The following is a 13,885-nucleotide window of genomic DNA, read 5'->3' as shown; positions in this document are numbered from 1 at the left end:
CGTGCGTGCGGCAAAATTACCCCTTCGCCTGCGTCATAATTGGCAGGTTGCGCACACGTTTGCCCGTCGCCGCGAACAGCGCATTGGCCAAGGCCGGCGCCGCTGGTGGAACGCCGGGTTCACCAATGCCGCCCATATCCGCGCCGCTGTTCAGGAAGTGGATATCCTGCACCAACGGCGATTGCGCCATTTTCAGCAATAGATAATCAGACAAATTGCTTTGCTGCACCGCGCCCTTGTCGAGCGTGATGGCTTCCCCAATGGCAGAAGACAGGCCCATGATCGTGCCGCCTTCAATTTGTGCCATGGCTGCATCAGGGTTCACGATGCTACCGGCGTCCACGACCGTTGTGACTTTGTGAACCTTTGGCATGCCGTCTTCGCCTGCCGAGGCTTCAACGACCTGTGCGACGATGGTTTTGAAGCTTTCAACCAACGCAACGCCGCGTCCGCGTCCGGCAGGCACGGGCGTGCCCCATCCGCTGCGCGCGGCGACTTCGTCCAATACGCGCAGATGCCGCGATCCCGCCTGCAAATGGTTGCGGCGGAAAACAACGGGATCTTCGCCAGCGGCGTGCGCCAGTTCATCCATGAAGCTTTCATTGTAAAAGCCTTGCTGTGTTGAGTTTACCGAACGCCATGCGCCTGTATTCTGGTTCGAAACATGCGCAAAATGCCGACGAGACACGGCAGGCAAGATGTACGGGAACACGGTCTCGTCCTCTGCGCTTTCGGGTTGGGCATAATCGTTTTGATATGCGGCAATCCGCTTTTTATCCGTCACCGATGCCGTCAGCACCGCAGAGCTTTGTGGACGATAGGCGCCTTGCGCGACTTCTTCCTCACGGCTCCAGATCAGCTTGACCGGATAAGGCAATTGCATCGCAAGCTTCGTCACTTGGCTGACAATTTCCATATACATGGGCAAACGCCGACCAAAGCTGCCGCCGATGATCATGGGGTGGAAGGTGACATTGTCGGCATCCAAACCGGACACTTCGACCGCCGCCATTTTGGTCGCCAACGGGTCTTGCATCCCGCCCCAAATGTTGAGCTTGCCGTCCTTGAAATGCGCGGTGAGCGCAAAGGGCTCCATCATCGCATGGTGGAGGAACGGGACCTGATATTTCGCTTCGATCGGCTTGGCACCGAGCCCAGCCTTTACATCGCCTTCGCCGGCCTCATTATCGGCCTTACCTTTGGCGATGAGTGCGTTATGCGCTGTAAAAATGGATGCAGTTGAAATGCCTGCATTGCCGCCATCGCTGAAGCTGGGCGATAAAGCGCGCAAGCCCGAAATAGCGGGCCAATAGCCCTTAGCAATCACGGCAACCGCGTCATCCAGCTTGATGACTTTTTCGACGCCCTTGATGGCCAATGCGGGCGCGGTGTCGACTGACGTCAGCTTTCCACCGCGCACGGGCGCGGCCATGATTGTTGCGACGCGCATATCCGGCACCGCGAAATCCATACCATATTGGGCGGTACCATCGACCTTTGCCGGGATATCTAAGCGCTGCATGGATTGGCGCATCAGGCGATATTGCGCAGGATCCTTAAGCTTTGGCGCATTATCGAGTGACAAGGTCGCAGCTTCGGCTGCCAACTCGCCATAACGCAGCGCACGGCTTGATTTGGCGTGGATGACCCGGCTGTCTTGCGTGGTCAGTTCAGCCGCAGGGACATTCAAACGCTTGGCGGCGGTTTCAATCAATGCGAGCCGCGTTGCTGCACCGACCTTTTGGAAGGTCTGCTGCCCCGTGAAGCGCAAGGCGGTTGAACCACCCGTAATCTGAAGGTTCATTTGCCGTGCGATGAACGACAAAAAGGATGCTGGAATGCCATTGACGATCGCAGCTTGCCCCGTCATCTCACCCAGAAATCCGCGACCCAGACCGACATTGGCAAAAGAGGGTTCCGCAGGTGCAGAGACCAAGCGCACCTGATCCCATGCGGCATCGAGTTCCTCGGCAAGCATTTGCGCAAGACCTGTGTTCGACCCCTGACCAATATCGGTATGCGGCGAATAAATGGTGATGCTGTCATCCTCACCAATTTTCAGCCATGTCGCAAAAACATGCTCGCCTTTGCCAGCGATGCGCACCTTGGCGTCCTTGGCAGCGTTGCTGTCGGCGATAGATATGCCGAACAGGCCAGCGCCCACAATTGCGACGCCGCCGATCAGGAAGGCACGGCGCTTCACGCCTTTGCGTTTTATGGGTGCTGCTGCGCTATCGGCTGTAGGGGTATCGGTCATCAGACGGCTCCTTCCGCGGCTTTGGCGGCTTGCCCAGTTGCCGCGTGGATCGCCTTGCGAATGCGCGGATAGGTGCCGCAGCGACAGATGTTGGTCATCGCCTCGTCAATTTGCGCGTCGCTTGGGCGGCCCGTTTTTTCAATGAGCGCGACAGCGGCCATGATTTGTCCGGACTGGCAATATCCGCATTGCGGCACTTGCGAGGAAATCCATGCTTTTTGCACGGCATGCAGCGTTCCGTCGGCGGACTTGAGGCCTTCGATGGTGGTAATCGATTTGCCGGCGACGTCGCTGACGGGGACGCTGCACGAACGGGTGGGTTCGCCATCAACATGGACGGTGCACGCGCCGCACGCCGCGACGCCGCAACCGAATTTTGTGCCCGTCAGGCCAAGCTCTTCGCGAATAACCCACAATAAGGGTGTATCGGGCTCTGCGGACAGTGCGACCGCTTTGCCATTGATTGACGTCTGAATTGCCATGTGAAGAAGCTCCCACTCTTAGATGCGTTTCATATAGCAACGCTTCATCCTCTTTGCTAGCGGTTAGCCATGCAAACGGGCAGCGCCAATCATGATCGTATCCTCGCCGCCGCAATCGAATGGGCTGGCGCGCCTATGGCGATTGCGACGGTGGTCGAAACGTGGAAGTCGGCGCCATGTCCAGTTGGCACGCATATGCTGGTCCATGCCGATGGGCGTTTCGTAGGGTCAGTATCGGGTGGTTGTGTTGAGGCTGACGTTCTGGAACGCGCGCAGATGGTTTTGGCCGGCGCGCCAGCGATAGTGCGCCGCTATGGCGTTGCCGATGATGCGGCGTGGGACGTAGGCCTGCCCTGTGGCGGTGATATTCAAGTGCTGGTGCAGCCTGTGTCGGCGGACGGATTTCCGGAAAGCCTGTTTGCCGACATGGTCGATGCGCGGGGCAATGGAGCAACATTGGCCGTCGTAACGAACCTTGCCACTGGCCGCAGCATGATCGCGCAGGATGCTGCGGCAGAGGGCTTTGTAAACGTCTATTACCCGCCCCGCCGGTTGTTGATTGTAGGCGCGGTGGAGATTGCAGCGGCGCTGTCGGCGGTTGCTGTCTCGCAAGGCATTGATGTCACCTTATGCGACCCGCGCGGACGGTTTTTGACGGCGGACCGTTTCCCCGATGTGCGGCTTGATGACCGCTGGCCCGACGAAGCGGTTAAGGCCTTTGCGCCCGATAGCCGCAGCGCGATTGTGACGTTGAGCCATGATCCCAAGATTGATGACCCAGCGCTGATTTCCGCATTGGATAGTCCCGCTGCTTATGTCGCCGCGCTTGGCTCGGTTCGGTCGCATCAGGCCCGGCTATCGCGGCTATCTGCGGCGGGGGTCAGTGCGGACCAAACTGCGCGGATAGAAGGTCCAGCGGGCGTTGCGATTAACGCGATCAGCGCGCCGGAAATCGCGCTATCGATTGCGGGCGGAATGATCCGCGCGTTTAATATGGGCCTGCGTTGATGGACATAAAGGACGTCGCAATCGTCCTCCTCGCCGCTGGTAACGCGCGCCGTTTTGGTGCGGATAAGTTGATGGCCGATCTGGATGGGATGCCGCTTGGCGTGCGCGCCGCGGCGCAGATGGGGCAGCTGGGTGCAGCCGCGCATATCGCCGTGTGCCAACCGGACGCAGCGATTACGCCGCATTATCTGAAGCTGGGTTACACTATCGCTGAAAATCGGCACGCTGAAAGTGGCCTATCGGGTTCGTTGCATCTTGCGGTTGAGGCTGCGGCGCAGACCGAAGCGCAGGCGTTGGTGATACTGCTCGCCGATATGCCATTCGTTGAACTTGCCCATGTCGCGGCGTTGATTGCGGGCTGTGACGGCGAGATACTTGCGTCCTCTGACGGGATCCAATCCATGCCGCCCGCCATTTTCCCGCGCGACAGCTGGTCACGCTTGCTGGACACCGAGGGGGATGCCGGTGCGCGGCATATCCTTACATGCGCGCACACATTAGCTGCACCAGAGGGCAGCTTGCGCGATATAGATACGCCAGATGATTTGGCCGCTTCAAAAGCGCCGCCGCTTGGCTTAGACCGCTCCTCATGAACAAGCCTTCCGCCCGCCCTGCCATTGAAGCCGCCTTGCGCAACCCCAACCTCATGGCGGCCGCCGTGGCGCTTTCGGAAAACAGGTTGGAGGACGCAGAGCCCATATTGCGCGGCCATTTGCGCGAGGCGCCGACCGATGTGGCGGCCATTCGTATGATGGCCGAGCTGGCCGCACGCGTTGGCCGGTTGAAGGATAGCGAGGCTTTGCTCCGCCGGGCGTTGGAGCTGACACCAGACTTCGGCGCAGCGCGGGCCAATTTGGCGACGATATTGTACAAGCAAAACCGCTTTCCAGAAGCGCTTGAGCATCTCAATGCCGTGTTGGCTGACGGGGGCGATAACCCGGTCCAGCAAAATCTGAAGGCCGCGGCACTTGGTCGGATTGGTGGTTATGAAGAGGCCATCGCGCTTTACAAAGAACTGACCACGCGGTTTCCCGACCACGCCAAATTGTGGATGAGCTATGGCCATATGCTCAAAACCGTTGGCAATCAGGACGAGAGCGTTGCCGCCTATCGCCGCGCACTTGCGGTTGAGCCGACCTTGGGCGAAGTTTGGTGGAGCCTCGCCAATCTGAAAACCACGAGTTTCTCGGACGAAGATGTCGCCGCGATGGATAAGGCGCTGACTTCATCCGGCCTTAATGTGGAGGATGAATATCATCTGCATTTTGCGCTTGGCAAGGCGATGGAAGAACGCAGCAAGCATGACCCGGCCTTCAAGCATTATGAACGCGCAAACGCCTTGCGAAATGCTGAGTTGAAATATGACCCTCAAACCTTCCGTCAAAAGGTCGACAGGGTCATTGCGCAATGCACACCCGAATTTCTGGCATCGCGTGCAGGGCAGGGGCATGTTGCGCGTGACCCTATTTTCATTTTGGGCATGCCGCGTGCCGGTTCTACATTGATTGAACAAATTCTCGCCAGCCATTCCATGGTGGAAGGCACGATGGAACTGCCCGATATTCCGGCGATGGCGCTGCGCGAAGGCAATGATGCCGACTGGATTGATGCGCTCGCCGGCTTCAGCGCGGAGGATTTAGAAAGGCTTGGCGCAGAGTTCATGGAACGCACGCGCATTCAACGCAAAACGGACAAGCCATTTTTTATCGATAAGCTGCCCAACAACTGGAATTATCTCGCCTTCATCCGCCTCATTCTTCCCAATGCCAAGATCATCGACGCGCGGCGGCATCCGTTGGATTGCTGTTTCTCCAATTACCGGCAGCATTTCGCCAAGGGGCAGGCGTTTAGTTATGACCTTACCCATTTGGGGCAATATTATGCCGATTATGTGCGGTTGATGGCGCATTTCGATGCTGTCGAGCCAGGCTCTATATATCGCGTTATCCACGAGCAACTGTTGGAAAATCCGGAAGGTGAAATCCGTTCGCTCTTGGAATTTTTGCGCCTTCCGTTCGAAGAGACGTGCCTGAATTTCCATCAAAACAAACGCGCGGTGCGCACGGCATCCAGCGAGCAAGTCCGTCGCCCAATCAACCGCGATGGCGTTGATCAGTGGAAACCATATGCTGCCCATCTTGAACCGCTGAAACGCGCGCTCGGCGATTACTGGAAGACATATCCGGCAATATCATAGTTGTTGTCTTGCAACACAATGATGCCAAATTAGGCCCAAATGGCCGATAAAGCGAAAATATATTGCGCCAGAACGCAAATCGGGGTCTATTTGTTACAGAGTAACAAGGGAGGGTAGCTGCGTGCACCTAAAAATTCAGAATAGCAGGATCCGTTCGGCGTTGGCCGTGCTTTTGACATCAACAGCTTTTGCGGTTCCGGCATTGGCGCAAGAAGCCGCCGGCTCCGACAGTGACGTCATCGTCGTGACCGCGCAAAAGCGCGAACAGAATTTGCAGGATGTGCCGATCGCGATTAATGCCATTGGCAATGAAAAGCTCGACCAGCTGCAAGTGAGCGAATTACAGGATGTTGTGAAATTCCTGCCTTCGGTCACCATTCAACAGGGCGGCCCCGGCTTTGCTCAGGTGTATTTCCGCGGTGTGGCATCTGGCGAAAACGCGAACCACTCGGCATCGTTGCCAACTGTCGGCACCTATTTGGACGAAATGCCAATCACGACCATCCAAGGTGCGCTTGATTTGCATGCCTATGACCTTGCGCGTGTTGAGGCGCTCGCCGGACCGCAGGGCACCTTATATGGTGCAAGCTCGATGGCTGGTACGTTGAAGCTGGTGACGAACGCGCCGGATCCTTCTGGTCTTTACGGAAGCGCTGGCGTTGAGTTTAACAATGTTGCGCATGGTGATTTTGGCGCAATCTACGAAGGTTTCCTGAACGTGCCGATCGCTGAAGGCGCCGCAGCCCGTCTCGTGGGTTGGTATCGCGATGATGCCGGTTACATCGACAATGTGTTGGGCGCACGCACTTATGCAAGCTCGGGCATTTCGCAAAGCAACAGGTTGTTGGTGGAAGATAACTACAACAATGCCGAAACCTATGGCGCGCGTTTGGCGCTCGGCATCGATCTTGACGACAATTGGACTATCAAGCCAACATTGATGGGGCAGGTTCAGAATACGAATGGCAGCTACGCGCAGGAACGTTCCGGCCAGACCACTGGCGAGCTTCAGACGGTGCAATATAACCCAGAGGGTAGCCGCGATAAATGGGTTCAGGCTGCACTGACGATTGAAGGAAAAATCGGAAGCTGGGATGTTACCGCGACAGGCGGCCACTTGCGCCGTAAAACTGAAACACAATCGGATTACTCTGATTATGCCTATTTTTACGATGCGCTGTCCGGTTACGGTAACTATTTTTACGATAATGCCGGTGATCTCGTAAACCCGAACCAGTATATTCAAGGCATTGACCGGTATAAGAAAAGCTTTGGCGAATTGCGTGTCGCAAGCCCCTTGGATGCTCCATTGCGCTTCATTGGCGGTCTTTTTGCGCAACGTCAGTCGCATAATATTGAACAGAATTACATCATCGATAATATTGCCGACTCCATCACCGTGACGGGTACCAACAGCAATATCTGGCTGACCAAGCAAAAGCGCGTCGACCGGGATTACGCGGCCTTCGGTGAATTGACCTATGACCTGACAGAGAAGCTGTCGCTGACAGGAGGCTTACGTTATTATAAGTTTGATAACTCGCTTCAGGGCTTCTTCGGATTCTCTTCCGGCTATTCTAGCAGGACTGGTGAAGCTGCCTGTCTGAACACCGATGGCACAACGCGGCGCGCCAATCCGGCGGGAAAGCCTGTGCCAATCCTTGTCGACGGCAGCCCTTGCACCAATGTGGACAAATCCACATCGGACACTGGTTTCATCCATAAGTTAAACGCGACATACAAAGTCACCGACGATGTTCTGGTCTATGCCACATGGTCGCGCGGTTTCCGTCCGGGCGGGATCAACCGTCGCGGCACCTTGCCGCCTTATGGTTCGGACAAGCTCGACAATTATGAATTGGGCTGGAAAACTACGTTCGGTGCGTTCCGTTTGAACGGCGCCGTATTCCAAGAAGATTGGAATAATATCCAACTGTCGTTCTTGGGTGCGAACGGCCTGACCGAAATCCGCAACGCTGGCGTTGCGCGCATTCGCGGCCTCGAAATGGACGCTGGCTTCCGTACTGGCGGGCTCAGCCTGAACGCTGGGTTCAGCTACAATGACGCGCAAATTCGTCGCGATTTCTGCGCCATTGCCAACGCAACCTTTAATTGCACCACGGCGGGCAATTCGTTGCTTGCAGCATCTGGATCGCGCCTTCCCGTGACAGCGAAGGTCAAGGGCAATGCAATTGCACGTTACGAGTTCCCGATCGCAGATTGGGATGGTCATGTGCAACTTGCGGTGAACCATATAGGTAGCCGTAGAAGTGATTTGCGCCCAGCGCAGAACAGCATCAAGGGTAATCTGGATGCTTACACCACGGCGGACTTCTCCATTGGCGTGAAGAAAGACGTGTGGGACATTGAAGCCTTTGCCACCAACCTGTTTGACACACGCGGCGTGGTAAATACCGGGGTACAGTGTCTTGAAACGGTCTGCGGCACGGGTAAGACGGCATCAACACCAACGGGTGGCGCGTTTTATGATGTCCTCATCAAGCCTCGCGTGATCGGAGTAAAATTCTCGCGCGATTTTTAAAGTTTCATTTTAGTTTGTTGCCACTGGCAACAGGGGAGGAGAAGCCGGATCTGAAAAGGTCCGGCTTTTTCATTGTCCTCAGGCAAAGTCCTCAGGCAAATATCCGTTTGAACATACTCCGGTCGGCCAACACTTCTGCCGCGCAGTTATGCCCCGGTGCGCCCGTGACGCCACCACCAGGGTGGCTACCTGCACCGCACATATATAGGCCCTTGAGCGGTCCGCGATAGGCGCCATGGCCCAATATCGGGCGGGCGGACCACAATTGGTCAAGGCTCATATTGCCATGCATGATGTCGCCGCCGACCAAACCGAATTTGCGCTCAAGTCCCTTGGGGCTAAGAATTTGGCGACCCAAAACGGACGCGCGGAAGCCGGGTGCATAGGCCTCAACTGTGCTGATGATATCGTCTGCGGCCTTGCCCTCTTCGGCGTCCCAGTCACGTGGCGTGCCATCTGCATTGGCGGGTAACTCTGGCGCAAATTGCTGACAGAATAGGCTGGCGACATGTTGTCCCGCAGGCGCAAGGCTGTCGTCGACGGTGGACGGGATCAGGATTTCTACGATTGGCTTTTGCGACCAACCGTCACGCTTCGCATCCAAAAATGCGTGGTCCATATAATCGAGCGTTGGGGCAATGATGATGCCCGATTGATGATGTTCGCCAGCTTCGGGCAAGCACGTGAATTTGGGCAATTCCGACAAGGCGACGTTCATGCGGAATGTGCCGCTGCCTGCCTTGAAACCCTTTACGCGGCGTTTGAATTCCGGTTTCAAGTCGGCATCGTCGAACATGCGTTCGTACAATAGCTTTGGTCCGACATTGGAAATGACGCGGTCGGCAACGATTTCCTCGCCGCTTTCAAGGCGGACGCCCGCAACCTTTTCGCCATCCACCAATACGCGTGAGACAGGCGCCTCGAGGCTGATTTCTGCGCCAAGATCGCGGCATACCTTGGCCATGATCTGCGTGATGGTACCCATGCCGCCAATGCTGTGGCCCCATGCGCCCTTGTTGCCATTCACTTCACCAAAGACGTGGTGCAGCAATACATAAGCACTGCCCGGCGTATCGGGGCTGGCATAATTGCCGACAACAGCGTCAAAGCCGAATGCCGCTTTCACCGCCTCGCTCTCGAACCAGCTATCCAAGAAGCTGCGCGCTGATTTTGTGAACAGTTCTAACACATCGCGTTGCTGCGACAGATTAAGCTTCATCAAGCCACGGCCCTGCACTGCGGCGTCGATTAACGTTTTGAGGCCATCACCGACATTGGGCGGCGACCGCAACGCAAGGTCGCGCAGGACGTCGGCGACGCCCTCAAGCATGTCGTAATATTGCGGCAGCACCGCCGCATCATGCTTTGAAAAGCGCGCGAACTCAGCTTGCGTCCGCTCCAACCCGCCGCCGAGTTTCAGATAGCCGCCATCTTCCTGCGGTAGGAAATTGGAAATGGGCCGCTCGATTACGCGATAGCCATGGTCGACCAGCTTCATGTCCGAAATGACCTTCGGCTGAAGCAGGCTTACCGTATAGCTTGCCACCGAATTGCGGAAACCGGGGTGGAACTCTTCGGTCACAGCAGCGCCACCGACCACATCGCGGCGCTCGACAATCCGGACCTTCAGGCCAGCACGCGCGAGATAAAAGGCGCAAACAAGGCCGTTATGGCCAGCGCCAATGATGAGGGCGTCATATTTTTTGGTCATTTTTTGCTCCAGCCCGTTGCGGGGCGATGTTCGAGGCGGGCCTCGGGAATGATGTTGCGGATTTGGCGGCAGAAGCTTTTCAAGCACACTTCTTTGTCGGACAGCGGGCCCATCGAAAAACTGCGGCTTGCCATGCCTTGCTGCACGCGGGTGATGAGGACGGTGTCCTCTGCGTTGACCTGCCGGTTGATGCGCCAGTTAAGGTAACGTGCCGCCCGCATTTCGCGGCGGTCATCGTGCAGCACATAACTGATCTCGCGAATGACGCAGCTATTGGGGCCAGTGGGCAACCATTGCATGAAATCCACTTGGTCAGGATAAATGTCGAACGCGACCGACGGCCACAGCTTGAAATACAGCCAGCGTTTCTGGTTGGCCTCAGGCAGATGGGGCACCGAAGGCAGCAGATTCTGGTATCCGCGCTCGGACCAGTTGGCCGAAGGCCGGTCGACAAGATCGCCCCACATGCGGTCAACATGCGGCTCTGCTTCTATGCCATAGCTTTTGCCGAACAAGCGGGTGAGGCCGGGATGTGCCACGGGAATGTGCAAGCCATCGGAATAATTGTCGCCGACATTTTTCCAGTTCACATCGCGCGGGCGCATCGTCACGCGTCCAAGCGCCCTGAGTTCCTCAAAGCGGTACGGCGCGACTTGGGCCTCATACGGGGCCATCATGTCCGCGACCGAGGGGCCATCCCCTTCAAGACGGACAAATATGAATCCGCGCCAGATTTCCATATCGACGGGCACAAGGCCCGCCTTGCTCTTGTCGAGCGTTGGGTAGGATGCGCTGTCGGGCACGCCGGTCAAGCGGCCATCAAGGTCATAGGTCCATGCGTGATAGGGGCAGACGAGCTTTTTCGCACATCCGTCGGAGCCGTCAACCAAACGGCTTCCGCGGTGGCGGCAGACATTGGTAAAGGCGCGCAGCACGTCGTCATTGCCGCGCACGACGATCACGCTCTCGCCGATATAATCAAGGCTGTGCCAGTCGCCCGCATTCGCGACGTCACTGACATGGCATACGACCTGCCATGACGGGCGGAAAATGCGGTCCACCTCAAGCGCTGCGAATTCAGGATCATCATAGGTCCACGCCGGAAGGCTGCAGCAATCAAGATCATCGCGCATATTGTGTAAGTCCGACTCGGACATCTTGCTCCCCTTGTAATACGAGTGTATAACAGCGCCATGACCGTGCGACAAGTCTTCACCCGCGAAAGCGCCGATACCCGACGCGATGCGTTGATTGCAGCGACGGCGCGATGCCTTGCGACGCGCGGCGCCCATGGGACATCCGTACGCGCCATTTGTGTGGAGGCTGGCGTTTCGGCCGGTCTTCTGCGGCACTATTTCGATGGCATTGATGCATTGGTGGCCGCGACCTATCGTGCCACTGGCGCACGCGTTGCCGCCGCGATGCATGCCGCTGTGGAGGACGTAGCGGTGGACAATCCGCGTGGCAGATTGCTGGTGTTTGTCACCGCAAGCTTTCGTGCGCCCATCGCTGACCCCGCGTTGCTGGCCACATGGCTGGCGTTTTGGAGCCTGTCGCGCACGGTGCCAGCCATCGGTGCAATCCATGACGAAATTTACGCCGAGAACCGCCAAGACATTGAACGCCTGATCTGCGCCTGTCCAAACGCGCCAAAGGACGCGCGATTGGCAGCAGTTGCGTTGACAGCCTTAGTCGACGGCCTTTGGTTGGAGCTGAGCCTCGGCAACGCACCCTTCAGCGTCGGCGAAGCAGAGGCCTTGGCCGAAAAGTGGCTGGATAACTTTATCTGAGCCGGCAAATACGCCTGTCATAAGGCTGCAACAGCTTTTGATTAGCGAGTTCTGCTCAGCATCCGGACCATGCGCCGCAGGGATTGCTAAAACGCAAAAGGAGAATCTAGAAATGTCATTATTAACCAACCGCCGTCTTTTGCTTGCAACCGCTGGATTTGGTATTGGCGGACTGTTGCTGCCCGGCGGCGTGGCTATGGCCCAAACTCTTCTTGGCCTTACCGGATTTACCCATAATGTTGCCAGCGGCGAGCCGGGCCCTGACTCGGTTCTTTTGTGGACGCGTTATGTGAACCCCACCGGTGGACCATCCAAAGTGCGCGTGGAAATTTCCGAAAGCCGTGATTTTGTAAAAATTGCAGGCGGCGGACAAATGGTGACTGGACCCTGGCGCGACCATACGGTCAAGATTACCGTCGACAATCTCGCGCCGGGCAAGTGGCATTGGTTCCGTTTCATTGCGCCTGATGGCAGCATTTCCCCGATTGGCCGCACCAAGACTTTACCATTAGGTAAGACTGCCAAGTTCAACATTGCGGTCTTCTCATGCTCCAATCTGGGCTTCGGCGAATTCAACGCATACGGCCATGCTGCTGCGCGTGATGACATCGATCTTGTGCTCCACATGGGTGACTATATCTATGAATATGGCCGTGGGGGATATGATGGCGGCGCGAAATTTGCCGCGCGTATTTTCCCCGCCGATGAAATCCTGACGCTGGCGGATTATCGTTTGCGTTATGCTAGCTATCGTTCGGACAAGCAGTTGCAGGCGCTGCACGCCAATTTCCCGATGATCGCCAATACCGACGATCATGAAAGCGCCAATGATAGTTGGGAAGGCGGCGCACAAAATCACAGCGTGGATGAAGGTGATTGGAATTCTCGGCGCAACGCTGCGATGCAGGTGTGGCGCGAATGGTTACCTGTCGGTGAGCAGCCGTGGAAGGAATATCCGATTGGCGATCTCGCAACTTATTATCGTACAGATACGCGTGCGGTCGCCCGATCCGAGCCTTATGATTATAGTAACCTTCTGCGGTTGGGTGATCCGGCAAAGGAACTTTCCGAATATCGCGATGGCGCATGGCGTGATCCGTCCATGACGATGTTGGGAAGCGAACAAGAGGCATGGTTGTCACGCGCGATTAGCCGCAACAATTCTACATGGGCTGTGCTCGGTTCGGCTACCAATATGGGCTATAACTACACGCCGGAGAACGCGATGGATTGGGTCCCCCAATTAGCGCCGGAGCGTGCGCGCAATTATGTGCGGCAGGGCATCGCTGCGACAAAGGCAGGCTTGCCATCTAATCTCGACAATTGGGGCGGATACCCTGCAGCGCGGTCGCTTTTGCTGGCGGCGGCCCAGCGCGCAGACGCAAACTTGGTGGTTGTGACGGGCGATAGTCATAATGGCTGGGCCTATGACTTGCCCGAAGGCGGCAAACCTGCAGGCGTTGAATTTGGCGGTCACAGCGTCTCGTCGCCTGGCTTTGAAAGCGCAATTCCGTTCACCGCCCCGGCCGATGTCGCACGCAGCTTGCTTGACGCGAGCAAGCAGGAATTGCGCTGGGTCGATACATCTAACCGCGGCTACATGCATCTGGCTCTCACCCCGCAGGCGGCAACGAACGAATGGGTGTTTATGCAGACGGTCAAGGACCTGTCGCTTGCCACCAAGACAGGGCATAAAATGAAAGTACGGCCAGGCCGAAAGATTCTTGAGCAGGCCTAGGCCCCGCTTTTAATCGACCGGTTAAATCGCCTTGATTTCTTGCCATGCCTCGCGCCATAGAGGACGCAGAGGCTCGAGGAGAGAATGACATGCAGATGGCTGGTTTGGGATATAGCGAAGAACAGATTGAGCTGCTTGACGTAGCCACGAGCTTTTGCCG

10 protein-coding genes are annotated in these 13,885 nt (G+C 56.8%); 6 read left to right on the top strand and 4 right to left on the bottom strand.

Going from position 1 to position 13,885, the window contains the following annotated elements; genetic code table 11:
• Window positions 1-16 precede the first annotated feature (16 nt).
• Window positions 17-2,257: a molybdopterin cofactor-binding domain-containing protein gene (locus tag QE270_RS09160; RefSeq protein WP_300038423.1), complete on the bottom strand. Its 2,241-nt coding sequence runs from the start codon at window positions 2,255-2,257 to the stop codon at window positions 17-19.
• A complete protein-coding gene (locus QE270_RS09155) occupies window positions 2,257-2,739 on the bottom strand; it encodes a (2Fe-2S)-binding protein (RefSeq protein ID WP_300038420.1) in 483 nt (160 codons plus the stop codon). Before QE270_RS09155 ends, QE270_RS09160 begins: the two co-directional genes overlap by 1 nt.
• A gap of 69 nt (window positions 2,740-2,808) precedes the next feature.
• Here QE270_RS09155 and QE270_RS09150 point away from each other — a divergent pair, with 69 nt between their 5' ends.
• From QE270_RS09150 to QE270_RS09135, 4 genes are all read left to right on the top strand, one after another.
• The gene (locus QE270_RS09150; protein WP_300038416.1) at window positions 2,809-3,747 is read left to right on the top strand and encodes an XdhC family protein; all 939 of its coding nucleotides are present in this window, start codon (window positions 2,809-2,811) and stop codon (window positions 3,745-3,747) included.
• The gene (locus QE270_RS09145) at window positions 3,747-4,340 is read left to right on the top strand and encodes a nucleotidyltransferase family protein (protein WP_300038414.1); all 594 of its coding nucleotides are present in this window, start codon (window positions 3,747-3,749) and stop codon (window positions 4,338-4,340) included. Before QE270_RS09150 ends, QE270_RS09145 begins: the two co-directional genes overlap by 1 nt.
• A complete protein-coding gene (locus tag QE270_RS09140; RefSeq protein ID WP_300038411.1) occupies window positions 4,337-5,944 on the top strand; it encodes a tetratricopeptide repeat-containing sulfotransferase family protein in 1,608 nt (535 codons plus the stop codon). The genes QE270_RS09145 and QE270_RS09140 overlap by 4 nt, the downstream gene beginning before the upstream one ends.
• A gap of 121 nt (window positions 5,945-6,065) precedes the next feature.
• Window positions 6,066-8,486 carry a TonB-dependent receptor gene (locus QE270_RS09135; RefSeq protein WP_300038408.1) on the top strand — a complete coding sequence of 807 codons (2,421 nt, stop codon included), beginning with the start codon at window positions 6,066-6,068 and terminating at the stop codon, window positions 8,484-8,486.
• A gap of 91 nt (window positions 8,487-8,577) precedes the next feature.
• On the opposite strand, the gene QE270_RS09130 is transcribed toward QE270_RS09135, so the two are convergent.
• Entirely contained in the window at window positions 8,578-10,197 is a 1,620-nt protein-coding gene (locus tag QE270_RS09130; protein WP_300038405.1) for an NAD(P)/FAD-dependent oxidoreductase, read from the bottom strand.
• A complete protein-coding gene (locus QE270_RS09125; RefSeq protein ID WP_300038402.1) occupies window positions 10,194-11,354 on the bottom strand; it encodes an aromatic ring-hydroxylating dioxygenase subunit alpha in 1,161 nt (386 codons plus the stop codon). Before QE270_RS09125 ends, QE270_RS09130 begins: the two co-directional genes overlap by 4 nt.
• Before the next feature lie 36 nt (window positions 11,355-11,390).
• Between QE270_RS09125 and QE270_RS09120 the strand changes: the two genes are divergently transcribed.
• Both QE270_RS09120 and QE270_RS09115 read left to right on the top strand, forming a co-directional pair.
• Entirely contained in the window at window positions 11,391-11,987 is a 597-nt protein-coding gene (locus QE270_RS09120; protein ID WP_300038399.1) for a TetR family transcriptional regulator C-terminal domain-containing protein, read from the top strand.
• Between the two features lie 112 nt (window positions 11,988-12,099).
• A complete protein-coding gene (locus QE270_RS09115) occupies window positions 12,100-13,725 on the top strand; it encodes an alkaline phosphatase D family protein (RefSeq protein ID WP_300038397.1) in 1,626 nt (541 codons plus the stop codon).
• Window positions 13,726-13,885 lie beyond the last annotated feature (160 nt).

This window comes from Sphingorhabdus sp. (genome assembly GCF_029865925.1).
GTDB lineage: Bacteria > Pseudomonadota > Alphaproteobacteria > Sphingomonadales > Sphingomonadaceae > Sphingorhabdus_B.
The sequence above is the reverse complement of the archived record's forward strand: the minus strand, read 5'-3'. Positions and strand labels throughout refer to the sequence as shown.